The 20,113-nt window shown below is 44.5% G+C and carries 21 protein-coding genes; 5 read left to right on the top strand and 16 right to left on the bottom strand.

Translation table 11 applies throughout. The features are described from left to right. The first annotated feature begins 11 nt into the window (after positions 1–11). A complete protein-coding gene (mltF, locus tag J7384_RS02110) occupies positions 12–1,589 on the top strand; it encodes a membrane-bound lytic murein transglycosylase MltF (RefSeq protein ID WP_209110805.1) in 1,578 nt (525 codons plus the stop codon). A gap of 80 nt (positions 1,590–1,669) precedes the next feature. Here mltF and J7384_RS02105 read toward each other — a convergent pair whose 3' ends face one another. Then, positions 1,670–2,884, bottom strand: coding sequence for a PQQ-dependent sugar dehydrogenase (locus J7384_RS02105; protein WP_209110798.1), 1,215 nt, complete (start codon positions 2,882–2,884; stop codon positions 1,670–1,672). Here J7384_RS02105 and J7384_RS02100 point away from each other — a divergent pair. Then, positions 2,869–3,360, top strand: a complete 492-nt coding sequence (locus tag J7384_RS02100; RefSeq protein WP_209110796.1) for a hypothetical protein — start codon at positions 2,869–2,871, stop codon at positions 3,358–3,360. The two genes, J7384_RS02105 and J7384_RS02100, sit on opposite strands and share 16 nt — an antisense overlap. 109 nt (positions 3,361–3,469) lie before the next feature. On the opposite strand, the gene J7384_RS02095 is transcribed toward J7384_RS02100, so the two are convergent. Continuing rightward, positions 3,470–5,689 carry a TonB-dependent siderophore receptor gene (locus J7384_RS02095; protein ID WP_209110794.1) on the bottom strand — a complete coding sequence of 740 codons (2,220 nt, stop codon included), beginning with the start codon at positions 5,687–5,689 and terminating at the stop codon, positions 3,470–3,472. Positions 5,690–6,030: 341 nt separating this feature from the next. On the opposite strand from J7384_RS02095, the gene J7384_RS19495 reads away from it, so the two are divergent. Continuing rightward, complete coding sequence (locus J7384_RS19495; protein ID WP_280636286.1) at positions 6,031–6,159, top strand: hypothetical protein; 129 nt, start codon at positions 6,031–6,033, stop codon at positions 6,157–6,159. A 160-nt stretch (positions 6,160–6,319) separates the two neighbouring features. Here J7384_RS19495 and J7384_RS02090 read toward each other — a convergent pair whose 3' ends face one another. The 8 genes from J7384_RS02090 to J7384_RS02055 form a co-directional block, all read right to left on the bottom strand. Further along, entirely contained in the window at positions 6,320–6,802 is a 483-nt protein-coding gene (locus J7384_RS02090) for an arginine repressor (protein ID WP_209110792.1), read from the bottom strand. An 85-nt stretch (positions 6,803–6,887) separates the two neighbouring features. After that, entirely contained in the window at positions 6,888–7,529 is a 642-nt protein-coding gene (gene tadA / locus J7384_RS02085) for a tRNA adenosine(34) deaminase TadA (RefSeq protein ID WP_247741567.1), read from the bottom strand. A gap of 24 nt (positions 7,530–7,553) precedes the next feature. Then, complete coding sequence (hemW, locus tag J7384_RS02080) at positions 7,554–8,708, bottom strand: radical SAM family heme chaperone HemW (protein ID WP_209110790.1); 1,155 nt, start codon at positions 8,706–8,708, stop codon at positions 7,554–7,556. A 22-nt stretch (positions 8,709–8,730) separates the two neighbouring features. Beyond that, complete coding sequence (gene rdgB, locus J7384_RS02075; RefSeq protein WP_209110778.1) at positions 8,731–9,390, bottom strand: RdgB/HAM1 family non-canonical purine NTP pyrophosphatase; 660 nt, start codon at positions 9,388–9,390, stop codon at positions 8,731–8,733. Positions 9,391–9,538: 148 nt separating this feature from the next. Beyond that, positions 9,539–9,982, bottom strand: a complete 444-nt coding sequence (locus J7384_RS02070) for a DUF4426 domain-containing protein (protein WP_209110767.1) — start codon at positions 9,980–9,982, stop codon at positions 9,539–9,541. Between the two features lie 71 nt (positions 9,983–10,053). After that, positions 10,054–10,602, bottom strand: coding sequence for a YggT family protein (locus tag J7384_RS02065; RefSeq protein WP_209110765.1), 549 nt, complete (start codon positions 10,600–10,602; stop codon positions 10,054–10,056). Between the two features lie 33 nt (positions 10,603–10,635). Then, entirely contained in the window at positions 10,636–11,448 is an 813-nt protein-coding gene (gene proC / locus J7384_RS02060; RefSeq protein WP_209110763.1) for a pyrroline-5-carboxylate reductase, read from the bottom strand. A 102-nt stretch (positions 11,449–11,550) separates the two neighbouring features. Next, the gene (locus tag J7384_RS02055) at positions 11,551–12,228 is read right to left on the bottom strand and encodes a YggS family pyridoxal phosphate-dependent enzyme (RefSeq protein WP_209110761.1); all 678 of its coding nucleotides are present in this window, start codon (positions 12,226–12,228) and stop codon (positions 11,551–11,553) included. Positions 12,229–12,270: 42 nt separating this feature from the next. Here J7384_RS02055 and J7384_RS02050 point away from each other — a divergent pair, with 42 nt between their 5' ends. Together J7384_RS02050 and J7384_RS02045 are read left to right on the top strand one after the other, a co-directional pair. Continuing rightward, the gene (locus J7384_RS02050; protein WP_209110760.1) at positions 12,271–13,314 is read left to right on the top strand and encodes a type IV pilus twitching motility protein PilT; all 1,044 of its coding nucleotides are present in this window, start codon (positions 12,271–12,273) and stop codon (positions 13,312–13,314) included. Between the two features lie 44 nt (positions 13,315–13,358). Beyond that, positions 13,359–14,495 (top strand): PilT/PilU family type 4a pilus ATPase, encoded by a 1,137-nt coding sequence (locus J7384_RS02045; protein WP_209110758.1) that lies wholly within the window; start codon positions 13,359–13,361, stop codon positions 14,493–14,495. Positions 14,496–14,587: 92 nt separating this feature from the next. Here J7384_RS02045 and J7384_RS02040 read toward each other — a convergent pair whose 3' ends face one another. From J7384_RS02040 to metK, 6 genes are all read right to left on the bottom strand, one after another. Further along, positions 14,588–15,508, bottom strand: a complete 921-nt coding sequence (locus J7384_RS02040) for an AEC family transporter (RefSeq protein ID WP_209110756.1) — start codon at positions 15,506–15,508, stop codon at positions 14,588–14,590. Between the two features lie 106 nt (positions 15,509–15,614). Further along, positions 15,615–16,067, bottom strand: coding sequence for a Holliday junction resolvase RuvX (gene ruvX / locus J7384_RS02035; protein WP_209110754.1), 453 nt, complete (start codon positions 16,065–16,067; stop codon positions 15,615–15,617). Between the two features lie 77 nt (positions 16,068–16,144). Beyond that, positions 16,145–16,699 carry a YqgE/AlgH family protein gene (locus J7384_RS02030; protein ID WP_209110752.1) on the bottom strand — a complete coding sequence of 185 codons (555 nt, stop codon included), beginning with the start codon at positions 16,697–16,699 and terminating at the stop codon, positions 16,145–16,147. A gap of 57 nt (positions 16,700–16,756) precedes the next feature. Next, entirely contained in the window at positions 16,757–17,728 is a 972-nt protein-coding gene (gene gshB / locus J7384_RS02025) for a glutathione synthase (RefSeq protein WP_209110750.1), read from the bottom strand. A gap of 52 nt (positions 17,729–17,780) precedes the next feature. Beyond that, positions 17,781–18,575 (bottom strand): 16S rRNA (uracil(1498)-N(3))-methyltransferase, encoded by a 795-nt coding sequence (locus tag J7384_RS02020; RefSeq protein WP_209110748.1) that lies wholly within the window; start codon positions 18,573–18,575, stop codon positions 17,781–17,783. Positions 18,576–18,722: 147 nt separating this feature from the next. Next, positions 18,723–19,910 carry a methionine adenosyltransferase gene (gene metK / locus J7384_RS02015; protein ID WP_209110746.1) on the bottom strand — a complete coding sequence of 396 codons (1,188 nt, stop codon included), beginning with the start codon at positions 19,908–19,910 and terminating at the stop codon, positions 18,723–18,725. Positions 19,911–20,113 lie beyond the last annotated feature (203 nt).

The raw sequence follows: 20,113 nt of genomic DNA, 5'->3' as shown, positions 1-20,113 counted from the left end.
TCTGTATTAAGATGAGAAAAGCTTGTTTTGCGATTGTCTTTTGGTGTTTTGCTGGCTTGGCGTTATTCGCCTTATCTGGCTGCCAAGTGGAGCAGCAAACGCCAAGTATAAAAAGGATTCTCGATCGCGGTTACGTCACGGTTGGTACCTTATTTGGCCCCCATAGTTATTATATCGATGTCGAAGGCCCCGCCGGCTTTGAGTATGAACTCGCGCAAAAGTACGCCGATTATCTCGGCGTTGAACTGAAAATTGTCCCCAGTTACAGCTTGGCAGAGCTCTTTCCCAAACTCGACCGCGGTGAAGTCGACTTCCTCGCCGCCAATTTAACTGTTACCCCCAAGCGTTTAAAAAAATACAACTTTGCGCCAAGCTATAACGAAATCACCCAAAAGCTGGTGTTTAAACAAGGCAATATTCGCCCGCGCAAGTTAGCAGACTTAGCCGGTGGCAGCTTAATGGTGGTCGCAAACTCTAGCTACGAAGAACACCTCGAAACCTTAAAATTAGACAACCCTGAACTGGATTGGCAGTTGACCCACGAGCTTGATAGCGAAGAAATTTTATTAAAAGTATTGGCGGATGAGGTTAACTACACGGTTATTGATAGTCATTCGTTGGCAATTAATCGCCGCTATTATCCCGAAATCAGTATCGGTTTTACCATTAAAGAGCCTGAATCACTGGCTTGGGCGGTGTCAAAACAAGGGGATGATTCAATTTATGCCAGCTTGATTGAGTTTTACGGCAAAGTTCACCACGACGGAACCTTGCTGGCGCTCGATGATAAATACTACGGCCATGTTGAACAATTTAACTATGTTGATACCCGTACCTTTATCAAAGCCGTTGATAGCACCTTGCCTAAGTACCAAGCCCTGTTTGAACAGTACGGTCAAGATCTCGACTGGCGCTTGCTGGCGGCCATCAGTTATCAAGAGTCTCATTGGCGACCAAAAGCGCGTTCGTACACAGGTGTCCGCGGTATGATGATGTTGACTTTGGCGACCGCCAAGCAAATGGGGGTCAAAAGCCGCTTAGATGCTGAGCAAAGTATTCGCGGTGGCGCAAAATACTTTAAACAGCTCATTGACCGCATGCCCGATCGAATTCCCGAACCCGATCGCACTTGGTTTGCGCTGGCCTCGTACAATGTTGGTTTTGGCCATTTAAACGACGCCCGTATTATTACTCAGCAACAAGGCGGCGACCCCGACCGTTGGGTTGAAGTGAAAAAGCGCTTGCCGCTGTTAAAGCAAAAGAAATACTACAAAAAAACCAAATACGGCTACGCCCGTGGTGATGAACCCGTTCACTATGTAGAAAATATTCGCCGTTACTACGACACCTTAACTTGGATGGACGACAAGCGCCGTAAAGAAGCGCAGCAAGCGATGTTGGCGGAACAAGAGTTAGCCCAAGAAGCGGAAAAGCAGCGCCTGTTAGCGATTGAGCAACAAGCACAACAAGCGCAACAAAACACCCAAGTATCGCCTGAGGCTAGCCAAGAACCTACGTTGGAACAACCAGTATCAGAAGAAGTAGCTGATTCGACAGAGCAAACTGAACAAACAGCCAATGATAAGTGATTAACAGTTGACGGCTTTTGTCGTTAGCTAAAATCGCTTGCTACCGGCTTCATGGTACATCAAGTACTTTTTAATTGAACTCAGTTAGCTGTTATCACTATAAGCTCTGCCGCTTTTCCGTCGGTCAGCACTGCAACATTGCCATTTGCGGTGACAACAACATCCCTTAGCCGCCCAGTTACCTCTGGAAAGACATTGGCTTGGACAAAGTTTTCATCGTTTAAGTCAACAGCATAAAGTTTTCTATCAACTAGCGTTGTGACCAATACCTGTCCTTGTAGTGATGCAAAGCTTTGCTGATTTTTGCCGTAGTAAGCCATGCCCGAAGGTGCAATCGACGGTGTCCAGTTAACACTGGGTAGTTGCATACCCGGGTACTCGGTAAACGGCGAAATGCGCGCTTGTGAATAGTCTTTGCCATAAGTAATGACTGGCCAGCCGTAATTATTCCCGGCGCTAATGTAATTTAACTCGTCTCCACCTGCGGGACCATGTTCATGGCTGACAATTTGACCACTGTCATAATCGTAGACTAGGCCTTGTGTATTGCGATGACCGAGTGAAAATACCGCATGTGCGGCTTGATTTTGGTGTTCGATAAAAGGATTGTCATTTGGAATCGTGCCGTCGAGGTTAATCCGCAGTAGCTTACCCAACTGGCTCGTTTTTATCTGAGCTTGTTCTCGGTAGTCAAAACCGTCGCCACTTGAAAACAGCAAAGTGTTGTCGGGCAGCATTAATAGTCTGCCGGCATAGTGTTGCGGTGTACCTTTGTCGGTGGCAACTTGATAAATTACCTGCGGTTTAGAAAAGCTATTGCCATCAAAGGTTGCCTTGGCAACCACGAGGCGATTAGCGCTTAGTTGCCCTTGGGCATAAGTGAAGAAAAGCGTTTTAGACTCACTATAATCTGACGCTAATACGATATCGAGTAAGCCACCTTGGCCAGCAACAAATAAGCCTTGCAGTGCCAACTTTGTCCGCGACTGCGACTCTTCTTTTACGATCACGATATGACCATCGCGCTCGGTGATTAGCCAAGTACCATTAGGCAATTGCACTATGCTCCACGGCGAATTTAAGCCCGTTGCAACCGTTTTTACTCGGTAGTTTTCGGTTGGTAATGTCGTGCTCGATGTTTTTTGTGGCTCTGTAATCGCATGGGCAGAGTAGGGCAACAATAGTGACCACGTCAGCACAAAACTTGTTGCCAGCAATTGTTTACCCCGATTGGCTCTGATAGGGTAGTCGACAGCGCTTTTTTTGTGACGAGATAACCATGGGATTTGTAACACGCTATTTTCCTTCGTTTTTTGTTTCTTGGTTGCTGACTTTTTCTCTCGCTAGCTTGTTCCATAGCCAGTACATTGTCAATCAGTTAACCAACATCGATATTGCTGTTAGCTGGCAAGATCGCATTAGCTTGACGCTTGATGATTGGCTCGGTTTGTTGCCCACTTATGGTGTTATCATTGCGCTGGCATTACTGCTCGCTTTTTTATTTTCCGGTTGGTTGGTTAAGCAACTCAAAGGTTATTTTGTTAGTCGACAGAGCACAAAACACACGAATATAAAGCAGTACCGCACCATACTTTTTGCTGGCGCAGGCATTATCGCCTTGGTTATTGTCTTAACAGCTATTGGCTCAATCATGAATATTCATCTAATTGCTGGCGCACGAGGTTGGGGTTTTTATCTGCAGTTATTAGCTGGCGGGGTAGGAGGTCTATTATTTGGCAAAGCAACAGGCTTCAGAGAAGAGTATAACTAGTTGATCTAGTCACATGACTGAAGCAAGTATTTGCCTCGACTAAATTAACTAGTTAAGACAAACACTACGACTTCAATCAAAGATCAAATAATGTTGACCAAATGTTTGATTAGAATGAGTATGTTATGCTTGCATTCACTGTTCGGCGGACACCAGGGAAACAGTCGCCGCGGAATAAGCAACCTGTTTGATAGTCCTTATCTGCTAAGTTTCTCACGTTTAACGCAATGTCAAAGTTTTCATTAAAGCTATAGCCAATCAATAAATCAACCAAGGTGTAATCTGGCGTAACATATTCAAATGGACTAAGCCTTAGTGCTGTTGCAATACCATTATTAATGGCTGAAACACTCTCGCCAACATGACGAACACCAGTACCAACTCTAAAGCCTGGTAAAAGCTCCTCAGGTTGCCATACTACCCAAGCAGACGCAGATGTGTCAGGAATTGCCGATAGTTGCAAGCCGTCTTGGTCTTCAGTATCAAGGTCGGTATACGCAAGCTGGAAATTAAACTCACCAAGTGTAAATCTACCCTCAAATTCGAAGCCTTTGAGAGTTGCTTCGCCATTTTGTTGGCCTTGCTGACCAGGCAGTGCATTTGGATCAGGTAAGTTATTAATATCAATTTCAAAATAAGCTAACGTGAATAAACCAGGGAAATTATTAGGTTCATACTTTGCTCCAAACTCAATTTGCTCGGCTTCTTGAGGATCGAGCTGTGCACCTGTATCGGTTAAACCGACAACGGTCTCAAAAGATTCAGAATAATTGATATATGGCGACAAACCATTGTCGAATTGATATAGAACCCCGCCACTGAGTGACAATGCACTATCGTCGTTGGCGACATTTTCTGCTGCGTTGCCAATATCTGAGCGAGTTTTATTGTCAACTTGGTCATAGCGCGCACCGAGAGTAATACGCCAATTGTCGATTGAAATTTGATCTGATAGGTAAATACCGATGTCTTCGACCAAGTTGGTTGGACGGTCTTGATAAATAGCATCAAAAACAGCTTGCTCAGGTGCTCCGGTATAGACAGGGTTGGCGAGATCTAAAATGTAACGGAAGTCACCTTGTAAGACGCCACCACCAGTAAGTCGGCTAAAGTTACTGTCTGTTTCAACATCTTGGTATTGAGCGCCAACTAAAATTTCATGAGACAAATTACCCGTGTCTATTTCACCCGATAAACGCAGATCTAGCGCGTATTGCTTAAATTCGTTATCAGCTTGGTGGAAGGTTCTCGCTACGGTAGTGTCGGTGAAGCCAGTTGGAACACCTGGCGGTACAACACCGTTTTGCACCAACAATTCGTTTAAGTAGCGACCGCGCAAAGTTGGATTAAAAGTTGGCCACGCTTGGTGGTAGTCGCCTTCACCATCACGCCATAAAGCTGTACCGTGAAGAGTAAAGTCATTGTTAATTTCGTGTTCTAGCAACACAGTAATTTGCGTTGACTTTGTTTCTAGCTTATTGAAGTCAGATTCACCAGCGTAAACATTACTGTTCAAAAAACTACCGTCGGCTAACGGTGTTAACGTACCTTGCACTGGGATAAATTGTGCTGCGGTATCGACATCTGAGTCTTGATATAAACCAATGAAGGTCAAAGATGTTTCTTCAGATGGCATAAAGGTTAATGACGGCATCAATACTAAGGTGTCATCATTAACTTGCTCAATTTGAGTACCCGAATCGCGGTATACACCAACAAAGCGGCCCTGTAGTGATGCGTCGTCATTGAGTACGCGGTTGATATCAACCCCGAGTTGGCGACGATCAAAGTTGCCGACTTGGGCATTTACTTGACCAAAGTTTTCTGAGCGAGGTGTTTTACTAACGTAATTGACAATACCGCCCGGCGAGCCTTGGCCATAAAGCACTGAGGCTGGGCCCCTAAGCACCTCTACTTGTTCAAGCGTGAATATTTCCGTTCTTGGAGCGTTGTAATTACCAAATTGTTCTTGAATTGAGTCACGGTATCTCGGTGCTCTTAAACCGCGAATAGTTATGTTGTCTGAACGAGTAGCAAAACCAAAAGTTTCTCCGGTAACTCCTGGCAGATAGGTTACCATTTGTGAAAGATTTAACGAGCCCTTTTCTAATGCGTCTTTAAGACTTTCAATCGAAACTGAACGCGAGGTCTCCACAATTGGTGTATTTGACTTAGTAGCGCCAAAACGAGAGACCGAACCTATTACCTCAACCACTTCAATATCGTTTTCTGTCGGTTGTTGCTCTTGTTCAGCATGGGCTGAACTCATTGACATAAAGAGTGCAGCAGCTATTGCACTATAGGCAAAGCCATTATTTATCGGTTTCAATATTTATCCCCTTGTAAAAGCAATGGTTTTTTATGATTTAATTGCTTGGTATTATTCCACAAATGATAATGGTTTGCATTACTGTTTTTGTTGTGTGGTTTGAGCTCTTAGGTGTTCTAGAACGGGGATAGGTTATCGTTAAAATATAACTGCTTAATTATTAAGAGATTAACTCTTGACAAGGTAGAAAAAATTTATTGACCAAATAGTTGAACTTTTTATCGGCTGGTGTATCTTAATGTAATCGCTCATGTAACAAGATCATGATCATTTCAATATTGTCATGATGTTGTCACAATTAAGCGAAATACTGCGATAAGGAATCAAAGAGAGGTTTAATTATGCATAACAGACGCAGAATGAGTGCAGTAGCACAGCGCAAACGTTTAATGCGCGAACACAACAGAAAACTTATTAGTCGTAGACAAGAGTTTTTCTTACAAAACCAAGTTGCTGAAGCAACTAACTAACCTGTTAGCACATTCTTTTAGCTAACACCGCGGTCAGCTACCAGTCGTTTTGGCCATTTTGCCTTGATTGAAAGGCGATAAATAAACAGGTATCTAAACTGTTTAACAAACGAACTGAGTGCTGACAGCAATCCTTTCTATTTAATATTTTACAAGTGACTTATTTGGTTTGAGGAATATCGAGCATTTCGATAATTGCTTGGGCAATTTCTTCTATACGCGAAAGATCACTTGGAATAATCAATACGGTATCGTCGCCAGCAATCGTGCCCATGACACCTGCAGATTCATCAAGGGTATCTAGCACACGAGCCATCAATGGTGCGCCACCAGTCCCCGTTTTTAAGACGATTTGATTGCCATTGTGTTTTAGGTCGAGCGCAATAGTTTCAATGGCGTGCTTAGTTTTGGGGATAATCAAGGCATCGGGCAAGCTGTAGTAAATTTCGTTTTGAGCATTGCGCGATTTCACTGCGCCGAGCTTAGCCAACATCCGCGACACTTTTGATTGCGAGACATTTTCGAAACCTTGCTGGGCAAGCGCATAAGCCAACTCTTCTTGAGAACGGTACTTACTTTGTTTAATCAAGGTTTTAAATACAGATAACAAGTTTTGATCGTCTTTTGGTGCTACTTGGCTCACTCGGTTTCCTCGTTTGATATCAGCTACTGTTGATGCCAATCAAGTATTGGCTGCAGTGCATATGCGCTTTAGTATATCAGTTATTTTATCGTTCTGGTTCAGCTTTTTGCTGGTTTGACGCTTGCGCTTTTACTGTTTGATTTGATGCCTGATTGAGCGCCTTGTTCTGTGCTTTTTTTTGGGCCTTTTTTCGGGCTTTAATTTCTTGACGTCGGCGTTTAAAAAAGTTCGACAATAGCGCGCTGCACTCTTGAGCCATGACACCTTTAGTCACAGTGATGTTGTGGTTTAATTGTTCGTTTTGCACTAGGTTAAAGGCACTACCACTGGCGCCAGTTTTTAAGTCGTCACTGGCAAAAACTAAGCGTTTGATACGGCTGTGTACAAGCAGGCCGGCGCACATCGGGCATGGCTCAAGGGTAACGTAAAGGGTGCAATCGAGCATTCGATAGTTGTCGAGTACTTGCCCCGCTTGACGAATCGCTAACATTTCGGCGTGCGCAGAGGGGTCATTATCGATAATTGAGCGATTGTAACCTCGGCCGATAATGTGGTTGTCAGCAACGACGATGGCGCCAACCGGAATTTCATTAATTGCTTCAGCTTGTTTTGCTTGCTCAAAAGCGGCTGCCATAAACTGACGGTCAAGGGCTTGCTGCGCTTCGCTCACCTCAGTTTCAAATGAAATAGCTAATTGGTTTTTTGTTTGTGCGGTCACTATACTCATTCTGCCACCGTGCTTACTCTGCCATTATGCATGCTCTAAAAAGCTTGCCAGTAAATCATTGAGGTAACGATGGCCAAGCTCAGTTACCTGCCATTGTTGGTTGTTGAATGCCATTAAACCTTTGCCTTGATGTTGACTGAGTAAATTTGCCAGCGGCGTGGCAGATAATCCTGTTGCACCTTGATAATGGGCGAGACTGAACGCTTCTCTGAGGCGCAGGCGATTCATCATATACTCAAACGGCAGTTCATCATGTTCAACAACGCTCAGTTGGTCAAGGGCGGGCCGGTCTTTGGTTAAATAGCCTTTAGGGTGTTTTACCTTGACGGTGCGATAAATTTTTTGGCCAGCGGCATCGGTAATTTTACCGTGGGCGCCACAGCCAATGCCCAAGTAGTCACCAAAACGCCAGTAATTTAGGTTATGGCGACATTGTTTATCTTTTTGGCTGTAGGCTGATATTTCGTACTGCTGATAACCCGCTGTTTGTAACAGCGCAACACCACGCTCTTGAATATCCCACAACACCTCGTCTTCAGGTAATTTTGGCGGTTTAGAATAATATGCGGTATTGGGCTCTATCGTCAGTTGATACCAAGATAAGTGATCGGGGTTAAGCGCAATCGCGGTGTTTAAATCGTCGAGAGCGTTGTCTAGCGACTGATTTGGCAAACCGTGCATCAAATCTAAATTAAAACTTTTGATCCCTGCTTGTTTAGCGAGCTTTGCGGCGCGAATGGCTTGGCCACTGTCGTGGATGCGGCCTAATTTGATTAGCTTGTCAGAGGCAAAACTTTGAACACCAATTGACAACCTAGTGACACCAGCATTGGCAAACCCATTGAATTTGTCAGCTTCAACGGTGCCGGGATTTGCTTCTAGCGTGACTTCTAAACTGGCGTCACAAACAAAGCGTTTTTTTACTTCATCCAGTAGCCGAGTAATTGCCTGTGGCGAGAACAAGCTCGGCGTTCCGCCACCGATAAAAATGCTCAATAAGTTTCTGTTATTTAGGTTAAATCGCGCGATGTCATCGTCTAAGTCTTTTATTAGCGCACTGACATAGTCGTATTCTGGAATCTCGGCTTTGAGCTTGTGAGAGTTAAAATCACAATACGGGCACTTTTCGACACACCACGGAATATGGATATAGAGCGATAATGGTTGCTGATTTAACACAATAAAAAGTTCGCGTTTTGTACTATTTTTTATCTATTGGAGCTTGCTCAACAGTGCCTGACGCGCTGTTAGCTAGGCGCTCAATCAACTGTGGAATCAATGCAGCGAGCGCTTGACCGCGATGACTGCGGGCGTTTTTTATGTCTCGTGGTAACTCTGCTGACGTTTGTTGCAAATCGTCTTGCCAGAACAATGGGTCATAACCAAAGCCTTGTTCACCGGCAGCTTCGCGGGTAATGCTACCTTGCCACGTACCTTGCACAATGAGTGGGGTTGGGTCGTCTGCGTGGCGCATAAACACTAGTACACACTGAAAACGAGCGGTGCGTTTGGCGTGTTCAACATGCTCAAGTGCATCGAGTAGTTTGCTATTGTTATCACTGTCGGTTGCGTCAGCACCAGCATAGCGTGAAGAATAAATGCCTGGCGCGCCGTTCAACGCATCAACTTCTAAACCAGAATCGTCAGCAATCGCCGGCAGTCCGGTAATTTTTGCCGCGTGGCGCGCTTTAATAATCGCGTTTTCAACAAAAGTGGTGCCCGTTTCAGGGACTTCAGGAACATCAAAGTCACTTTGTGGTATGACACTGACAGGATTACCATTGACTTGATAGTCAGCCAGTAAAGCTGAAAGTTCTTTAACTTTGCCTTGGTTGCCCGTGGCTAAAACGATTTTGCTCATAGTGTTGAATAATTGAAAACCAGAATGGCGCCGATCATACCCGATTAACGGCGTAGAGTCTTTAATTTCAAACGTACAGTGAGTGGTGAAGTGTAGGCTTCAAAAGTACTTTGAAGCCTGAGCGTTGGTGAGTTGTTATCTCTGGGGACTATTCAGCGTAGAATTTTTGTTTAAAGGTCAATCTTTCGGTCGTAGTACCGTCGGTGATTTCAACTTCAAATTCAAATTCTTCTTGATCGCGAAAGCGGATTTGAGCAAGGTAGTAAATGGCATCGCCTTCTTGCACTTCTTCGAAGTCTAAGCGCTTAATTTGCCCCAAATTGTTTTTTGCCGTCGCGATAATGGCGACGTTTTTCGCTGGCTTATTAGCTTTGCTGTTGTCCAACACGGAAATATTGATTAAGCCGTTATAGCGGCTGCGCTCAATACCATAGGCCTTGGCGACTTCTGGCGTCAGAAAAGTGGCGCTTAACGCCATGTAGTGAACGTCCATAGCGCCGAGTTTTTTCATATTTTCAGCACAAGCAGAGCCTGCGGTGACGACAAATAATAATGTAAAAAACAGCGCTCGAGAAAAATTACTTTTAAACATAATGATTTTTTAAACCTACTTCCTTTAAAGCCAGTTACTGTAAATGCTATACGCAGAGTATAGCGTTTGGGCTACAAAATAGCCCAATAGGGCACTGAGCTACCGAGTAAAATATTGATTACATTGAGTGCTAAAAAGGCAATGATGATCGAGATATCAATACCGCCTAAGTCCGGTGTGATTTTGCGAATAGGGCGCAAGAAAGGTTCGGTTAATTGTTGAAATACCATCATGGTTGGATTGTAACCTTGCACAACCCAGCTCATAATTGCCATCACTAACATAATGATAAATAGCAAAAAGCCCGCTTGTTTAATAAGTGAGATAAGTCCGAGGTAACTAGCTAAACCCGGTTTAAATGGACCGCCGTTAAGCATTGGAATTATGATAAATTCTAGCGTTGAAACTAACACTGCCAACAGTAAGGTCGCCAAGTCGTAACCGCCAAGCCCTGGGATGACTCTGCGCAAGGGCACGACAAATGGGTTAGTTAATTTGACAACAAACTGACTAAGAGGATTGTAAAAGTCCGCTCGAGCGGCTTGTAACCAAAAGCGCAGAATAAATAATGTGGTAAGCGCCTCAAAGAAAAAACGCAGCAGGTAATTAATGGCTTCCATTAAAAGCTCCAGTGATAAAATAGGGAAATATTATTAGTTATTTTGCGCCATTTCACGCGCGCGGTGCAATGCCGAATTCATCGCTTTTGTTACTAATTGTGGCAACTCACCTTGGTAAAACGCATTTAGCGCCGCTTGAGTTGTGCCACCTTTGGAAGTAACGTTTTCGCGCAGTTGACTAATGGCAATATCGTTTTCTTTAACCATATGAGCGGCACCAAGCGCTGTTTGTTGTACTAACTCGCGCGCCGCTTGTGCCGAAAAACCAAGTGCTAATGCTTGTTGTTCCATTGCTTCCATAAACAAAAAGAAATAGGCTGGGCCCGAGCCTGAAACGGCGATAATTTTGTCGATATCAGCTTCGGTTTCAAGCCAAGTCACTTTGCCGACTGCTGCCATCAGTTTATCGGCAAGCTGTTTTTGTTCCTCGCTAACCTCTGGTGACGGGTAAATGCCGGTCATTCCCAAGCCAAGTTGTGATGGTGTATTAGGCATAGTGCGAATGACGGGATATTTGTCGCCAAGTGCCGTTTGAATTTGCGCTACGGTGCAACCTGCTGCAACCGAAATAAAGCACTTAGTACTGACATCGATTTGCTCCGCCAATTCACGGCAAACATCTGCAATTAAGTGCGGTTTTACGCCCAGAATTATAGTGTCGGCAAAGCTGGCAGCCTCAATATTTGAAGCCGTTTGCTCAATACCAAATTCGCTCGCTAGCGCTTCACGCTTGGCCGGTGACGGGTTAGAAACAATCACGTCACTCGGACTAACGCCATTGTCAATTAATCCGATGATGATGGCGCGGTTCATATTACCAGCACCAATAAATGCCACTTTACTCATGTGATTCTCGTGTTAATCGAGTCGTTTACTGCTCGATAATGGTTATTTTTGTCATTGGCTCAGCTGACGAAAAGCGCTTGAGCCGGCTAAGTAATCCTTGGTTTAAGCCTCTCGACTGCCGAAAATAGCGGTGCCAACTCTGACCATGGTTGAGCCAGAATTGATGGCGGCAGTCATGTCGCCAGACATGCCCATTGATAAGGTATCTAATGTTGGATATTGTGCCTGATACTGTAAAAACAACGCTTGCATCTGTTCAAAGCTCTGCGCTGAGCTGTTTTTTTCAGGAATTGCCATTAAGCCGCGCAGCACCAAGTGCTCACTGTTGTCTACCAATGCCAGCAATTCGGGTAATTGTTCAACAGTTGCGCCAGATTTGCTCGCTTCGCCACTAATATTAACTTGTAAACAGACTTGCAGGGGAGTATCTTGATTGCCACGTTGTTCATTTAAACGCTCAGCAATTTTTGCTCGATCAACACTATGCACCCAAGCAAAATTTTCAGCGATAGCTTTAGTTTTATTGGATTGAATAGGACCAATAAAGTGCCATTCAATATCGGTCAAATGCTGCAATTGCGTTACTTTTTCAACTGCCTCTTGAACATAGCTCTCACCAAATTGTTTTTGACCTGCACTGTGCGCTTGTGCAATTTGCTCGGCGGGTTTCTTTTTACTGACCGCCAACAAGCTAACTTGCTCAACCGGTCGGTGAGCTTGCTGACAAGCCTGTTCAATTTGCTGTTTAACCGTCATCAGGTTATGTTTAATCGAAGTCATACTCAAACTATTGCTTATTCCAATTTTTAAATCGAGGTTCTTATGGATATTACCGAATTACTTGCGTTTAGTGTTGAACATAATGCATCAGATTTACACCTTTCAACCGGAACACCACCGTCAATCCGCGTTGATGGTGATGTTCGCAAGCTTAATATCCCGGCGTTTGACGCCAAAGACGTTAATGCGTTGGTTTATGATATTATGAATGATCGCCAGCGCAAAGAGTACGAAGAAAATATGGAGGTCGATTTTTCTTTTGAAGTGCCAAACTTAGCGCGTTTCAGGGTAAATGCTTTTAACCAAAATCGCGGTCCAGCTGCGGTATTTCGTACCATTCCAAGTAAGGTTTTATCGCTTGATGACTTGGGCTGTCCGGACATTTTCCGCGATATTTCGGACAACCCACGCGGTTTAGTACTCGTCACAGGGCCAACCGGTTCAGGTAAGTCAACCACTTTGGCGGCGATGGTCGATTACATCAACTCCAACAAATTTGATCACGTACTGACCATTGAAGACCCGATTGAATTTGTTCACGACAACAAGCTGTGTTTGATTAACCAAAGGGAAGTACATCGCGACACTTTGAGTTTTAACAACGCTTTGCGTTCGGCGCTTCGTGAAGACCCCGATGTTATTCTTGTTGGTGAGATGCGTGATTTAGAAACCATTCGCCTCGCGATGACGGCAGCGGAAACCGGTCACCTGGTTTTTGGTACCTTGCATACCACCTCAGCGCCAAAAACCATTGACCGTATTATTGACGTATTCCCAGCCGAAGAAAAATCTATGGTCCGTTCAATGTTATCTGAATCACTGCGCGCGGTAATTTCTCAAACACTAGTTAAAAAGGTTGGCGGTGGCCGAGTTGCTGCTCACGAGATTATGATTGGTGTGCCAGCGATTAGAAACCTGATTCGCGAAGACAAAATTGCGCAAATGTACTCAGCCATTCAAACCGGTATGCAGCACGGCATGCAGACCATGGATCAATGTTTACAAAACTTGGTCAATCGTGGCATGATTTCGCGTCAAGACGCGATGGCTAAAGCGAATGATAAGAGTCAGTTTGGCGCGTTTTAGTCGCGATCTAAACTCGCTAATAAGTTATTAATGAGAAAGCGTTTATGAATTTTCATCAATTATTAGAAACCATGGTGCGCGAAAAAGCATCGGATATGTTTGTTACCGCAAAATTGCCAGTCAGTGCAAAAATTAACGGTGAATTGCAGCCGATTGCACCTGAGACCTTGTCACCAGAGCAATCTTTACAACTTGTTCACGACGCCATGAACGAGAAGCAAAAAGCCCAGTTTGACGAAGAAAAAGAGTGCAACTTCGCTATTTCTATCGACGACATTGGTCGTTTTAGGGTCTCGGCATTTTGGCAGCGAGACATGGCGGGCATGGTTATTCGTCGTATCGTTACCGATATTCCCGATACCGAAGACTTGGGCTTGCCGTCAGTTCTGAAAGACGTGGTGATGTCAAAGCGCGGTTTAGTCTTGTTCGTTGGTGGTACCGGTACGGGTAAATCAACGTCAATGGCGGCGCTGATTGGTTATCGCAATCGCAATTCACGCGGCCATATTTTAACCATTGAAGATCCGGTTGAGTTTGTTCACGAACACAGCAAAAGTATGATTACCCAGCGGGAAGTTGGCTTAGATACTGAAAGCTTTGACGCTGCCCTGAAAAGCTCGTTACGCCAAGCGCCAGACGTTATCTTAATTGGTGAGATTCGCAGCCAAGAGATTATGGAGCACGCACTGAGCTTTGCCGAAACGGGTCACTTGTGTATTGCGACCTTACACGCCAACAACGCCAACCAAGCGATTGACCGTATTATGCATTTAGTGCCAGCTGAGCAGCACGGCAAGCTGCTTTTCGACTTAGCGTTGAACTTGCGTGGTATCGTCGCCCAACAACTGATCCCTACTAAAGATGGTCATGGTCGAGTTGCCGCCATCGAGATTTTACTCAACTCGCCTTACATTGCTGAATTGATAAAAAAAGGCGAAGTGGACTCAGTGAAAGAAGTGATGCAAAAGTCGACCGAGCAAGGCATGCAAACCTTTGATCAGGCCTTGTTTAACTTGTATCAGCAAGGCTTAATAAACTACGCCGATGCGCTGCATCATGCCGATTCGCCGAACGACTTGCGCTTGATGATTAAGCTGAGAACCAATGATCAGCAAGGCACTGGCGCACTTAGCGGCGTAACGCTAGCGGGAGTCGATGGTAAGGATGAAGCTGGCTTTTAATTGAGTTGAGGATCATTTTAGTCAATAGTGCTTTAACTAAAACGCCAGCAAGATGCTGGCGTTTTTACTTTTAATCGATGCAACGTTTTAACTTATAAAAGCCATAACAGCCACAACGGAATGGTTAACGATGCCAATAGTGTGCTGACGACTACTGAGCTGGCAACGGTTGCTTGATGGCTGTTATAGGCTTTAGCAATTAAATAAGCGTTAACGCCGGTAGGACAACTACTCAATACTGTGAGTATGACAATGGTTTGTTTAGGTAACTCAAAGAGGTGGCTGGCAGTGACAAACACCAATGCCGGTAATATTGCCAGTTTTAACAAGGCGGCAATACTAACAAAGCGCCACTCTTGTCTAATTTGATATTGCGCTAACGAGGCACCTAACACAAAAAGCGCAAGGGTAATTGCTGGCTGACCGAGCATTTGTAAACTGGTTGCGGCGAAACTTGGTAGCTCAAGCCCAGAAATATTGACCAGCATGCCAGAAAGAATAGCCAAAATAAATGGGTTGTAAAAAGCTTGTTTAAGGAAGTTAACCAGATTGAATTGGCCGCTTTTGGCCGCTAAAAAGCTGGTTAAGCCAAATAACATGGCACTGTGAAAAGTGACAATTAAAAAGATAGTTGGCAAGGCTTGTTCGCCAATGGCCATTAACAGGATTGGAATACCAACAATAATGTTATTGGAATAACTGGCGCCGAGGGCAAACACCGCTGAAGCATTGTGTTGCCTTTGGTATTGCTGATGAAAGTAGTGATTACTGAACCACGCGAGACCATAACAAACCAGCACAGGAACATAGAAGGCCGATAAAACACTGAGGTTAAAGCCTTGCTCTAAGTTGGCAGTCGCCATTCGGTAAAACAAAAAAGCGGGGATACAAAGGTGAAAAGTTACTTTGCTGACAGCGTCGAGCTGACTTTTGTTCAACCACGCTGTTTTACAAGCGAGGTAACCGACACTCGCGATAATGATAAGCGGGCTGATGACCGCAAGAATATTCATAAGGTATTATTTCGGTTAATTTAAAGAGCAAGCAAAATTGGGAAGTTATAGGGTAGCAGATTGTATTGATGGACTAAATCACTAACCCTATTTAGAGGTCTGAGGTTTATAAATACTGACTTTCGAAGTAGCTCTCTAAAATTAACATTGCAGAGTGAGAATCTATGTTGTCTTTTTTCAGATTGCGATAACCGCCTTGGCTAAACAGGCGCTCTTTGGCATCGGCAGTGGTGAGTCGTTCGTCCTGAAACTCCACGGCTAACCCAAAGCGGCCGTGAATGCGGTTGGCAAATTTTTTCACATCTTGAGTCAGAGGCTGCTCTGTGCCGTCCATATTTAGTGGTAAACCTACCACGATTAAATCGGGCTGCCATTCTTTTAAAAATGCTTCCAGTTGCTGCCAGTTTGGTGTTCCGTCTTGTGCTTTTACTGAACCCAGCGGTGACGCTGTGCCAGTAAGCTCTTGCCCAATGGCAACGCCAATATATTTTTTACCAAAATCAAAACCGATAAGTGTGCGTTTACCGAGTTCTGTTTTCTTTGCTTTTACGTAGCTCATTTGTGACTGTTACTTTATTGATGCTGTTTTTGCTGATTTATGTTGTTTGCGACGCTTATTTACACTGTTATTCATGATTAAGCGTGACCGACATCATTAGATAGATGAGCGAGGTCGATACCTAGTTTTTCGGTCGCTTTTTGCCAGCGCTGCTCAATAGGCGTATTAAACAAAATCTCATTATCAGCGGGAATCGTTAACCAAGCGTTGTCTTTTAGCTCTTGTTCAAGTTGGCCCGGTGCCCAGCCAGCATAACCCAAGGTTACTAAAAACTGCTCGGGAGCATCTTCAGTACCCAAGGCCATCAAAATGTCTTTTGAGGTCGTGATCATCACTTGCTCACTAAGCGCCAGTGAGCTTTTCCAGCCCGATTGCGGGCTGTGCAAAACAAAACCGCGTTGTGGCGATACAGGACCGCCACTGAGTACTTGTTGTGACAAGTGAGTACAGTTGTCGTTGTCGGCATCAATTTGTGCCAACAATTCGTTTAAGCTTAGCTCGACCGGTAAATTAATAATGAGCCCCATTGCACCTTCATCATTGTGTTCACAAATATAGGTGACGGTGCGATTAAACATAGGATCGTTTAATGCGGGCATGGCAATTAATAATTGGTTTTCTAAACTTTCCATCCAATACTCAACTTGTTGTGATAAAGATTTGCTTGGCTAACGTCAATAAAGTGTTAGTTACGCTTTATGCAGCTTGGTATTAGTAGCTAACTGCTGCTCAATTGCATCCATTAACTTACCGCTGATGTTAATTGGGTAAGCTGCTTCAATTTCTCGAATGCAAGTTGGGCTGGTGACATTAATTTCAGTGACTTTGTCACCGATAACATCTAAACCGACAAAGTATAAACCGCGCTTTTTAAGCTCTGGTGCAATCGTTTCTGCGATCAATCTGTCGCTCGCTGACAAAGGTCTTGCTTCACCACGGCCACCGGCCGCTAAGTTACCACGCGTTTCCCCTTGTGCAGGAATACGAGCTAAACAATATGGCATAGGCTCGCCGTTAACGATTAAAATGCGTTTGTCACCTTCGGTAATCGCTGGCATGTACTCTTGAATCATAGCATATTGGCTGCCGTGGGCGGTTAAGGTTTCAAGAATAACGCCGATGTTAGGATCGTTTTCGCCAATGCGGAAAATTGACGAGCCACCCATGCCATCTAACGGCTTAATAATGGTGTCTTTTTGCTCGCTGACAAATTGGCGAATTTGGCTCGCATTGCGAGTCACTAAGGTTTTTGGCGTTAAGTCAGCAAACCATGCGGTAAATAGTTTTTCGTTACAGTCGCGCAAGCTTTGCGGTTTGTTAACAATCAAACAGCCTTCGCATTCGGCGCGCTCTAAAATGTAAGTGGCGTAAATAAACTCAGTGTCGAATGGCGGATCTTTGCGCATTAATACTGCGTCGAGGTCACTTAATGGAATGTCTTGCTGCTCGCCAAATTCGTACCATTTTTCAGCATCGTCGTAAACCTTGACTGTTTTGGTGAGGGCGTGAGCGCGACCTTGCGAAAGGTAAAGGTCTGACATTTCCATGTAGTAAATTTCATAGCCTCGGCGCTGAGCTTCAAGCATCATGGCAAGTGAAGAGTCTTTTTTAACGTTAATTTGGCTGATGGGGTCCATCACTACGCCGAGTTTTATTGTCATGGTGGCTACCTGATATTCTTGATTAAAAAATGTAAAGTTAACATGTTAAGGGTTAAGCGAGGTCGCCAAAGCGACATTGCAATGCGGTTATTGCCGTAAGTGCTGCGGTTTCGGTGCGCAACACTCTTGGCCCTAATAAGACTTCGGCAAAGCCGGCGTCACTCGCTTGTTCAATTTCGTCATCACTAAGACCGCCTTCAGGGCCAATTAATAACCGAACTTTTTGTTGCGTGTTTTCTTGCTTGTCTTGTTGAGTGCCTTGTTGAGTACTTAGTTCAGCATGTTGCGGCTGAACGGGCAACGTCATAATCGAATGCTGCGCCCGCGGATGCAGGTTGATTTTGAGGGCATCAGTTGGCTGATTGAGCCACTCGCTCAAGCTAATAGGTGCAAGTACTTGTGGCACATAGCAGCGACCGCTTTGCTCGCATGCACTAATGACGATTTTTTGCCATTGCTGTTGTTTTTTGGCCAAGCGCTCACCACTGAGCTTGACACCACAGCGCTCAGTGAATATTGGTGTGATTGTACTCACCCCAAGCTCAACCGATTTTTGTAAGGTAAAGTCCATGCGATCGCCACGAGAAATACCTTGCCCTAAGTGAATATGGACTGGTGATTCAGTCGTTTTAACACTTTCACTAATGATATTCGCCTGAGCACTCTTTTTAGTAACCTGATAAAGCTGGGCGTGAAACTCTTTTTGCTCTAAACCGTTAAACAGCGTTATGGCGTCGCCGTCAGCTAGCCTAAGCACGCGCACGACATGACCAAAGGCGTCAGCAGATAGCTCAACGCTGTCACCAACAGCAAAGTCTGTGTTTTGATAGATTCGAGGATTTCGCATGAAAAATTATTGATAACAAATAATATCAATAAAATAGGGGTGATTGGGTGAGATTACAATGCTAGCGCTAAGAGTTTTTTCATGAAGTGAAGAGCTATCAACAATTAACGGTATTTGCCAGTTTGTTGATAGCTCATATTTTGCTGATTAGAGGCCAGCAGCTTGGCGAAGTGCTTCGGCTTTATCTGTTTTTTCCCAGCTAAACGCAGTGAAGGTTTCGTCGTTAACGGTCATTTCAAATGGTTCACGACCAAAGTGACCGTAAGCGGCAGTGATTTGATACATAGGATGCAATAAATCAAGCATTTTGGTAATGCCGTATGGACGTAAGTCGAAGTGTTCGCGAACAAGCTCAACTAACTTTTCTTCGCTAACTTTACCAGTACCAAAGGTTTCTACGGCAATAGATGTTGGCTCAGCAACGCCAATTGCGTATGAAACTTGAATCTCACAGCGGTCAGCTAGGCCAGCGGCAACAATATTTTTAGCAACGTAACGGCCTGCGTATGCAGCACTGCGGTCTACTTTTGATGGATCTTTACCTGAGAATGCTCCACCGCCGTGACGTGCCATACCACCGTAGGTATCAACAATGATCTTGCGACCGGTTAAACCACAGTCGCCCACTGGACCACCAATAACGAAGCTACCCGTTGGGTTGATGAAATACTTGGTGTCTTCAGTTAATAGCTCTGCAGGCAATGTGTGCAAAATGATGTTTTCCATGACCGCATCGTGCAACATTTCTTGAGAAATATCAGGATTGTGCTGAGTTGAAAGGACAACTGTATCAATCGCGACTGGCTTATCGCCTTCATAGACAAAGGTCACTTGAGATTTTGCATCAGGACGTAACCACGGCAATACACCTTGTTTGCGCATTTCAGCTTGGCGTTCAACTAAGCGGTGCGAGTAATAAAGTGGTGCCGGCATTAATGAAGGCGTTTCGTTAGTCGCGTAACCAAACATTAAGCCTTGGTCACCAGCGCCTTGGTCTTCTGGTTTAGCGCGGTCAACACCTTGAGCGATTTCAGCCGCTTGCTTACCAATAAGGTTCATAATGCCACAAGTTTCACCGTCGAAACCGACGTTTGAAGAGGTGTAGCCGATATCACAAATAACTTTACGAGTAATCGCTTCTAAATCAACCCAAGCTGATGTTGTGATTTCGCCAGAAATAATAGCAACACCGGTTTTTACCATAGTTTCACAGGCAACACGGGCGTATTTATCTTCGGCGATAATCGCATCGAGTACCGCATCAGAAATTTGATCGGCAATTTTATCTGGGTGACCTTCAGAAACAGACTCTGAAGTAAAGTAATGTTTTGACATAAAATGTGATTCCTATAACAAATGGCTTTGCCTTAGCGAATATCCTACTCAAAAGCGCGGAAAATGGATCAATGCCAACCAACGCATGAGCTAAACACCTGACTTTGATGCTAAATACAGCCGAGGCTGTCACTCAGACAAAGCTTGCTCAGGTTAAAAATTGAGGCAAGTTTACTTGTTTTTAGCCATAATGGCTAGCGTTT

The sequence above is a fragment of the Endozoicomonas sp. G2_1 genome (assembly GCF_017744155.1).
Taxonomy (GTDB): domain Bacteria; phylum Pseudomonadota; class Gammaproteobacteria; order Enterobacterales; family Alteromonadaceae; genus JAGHQT01.
The sequence above is the reverse complement of the archived record's forward strand: the minus strand, read 5'-3'. Positions and strand labels throughout refer to the sequence as shown.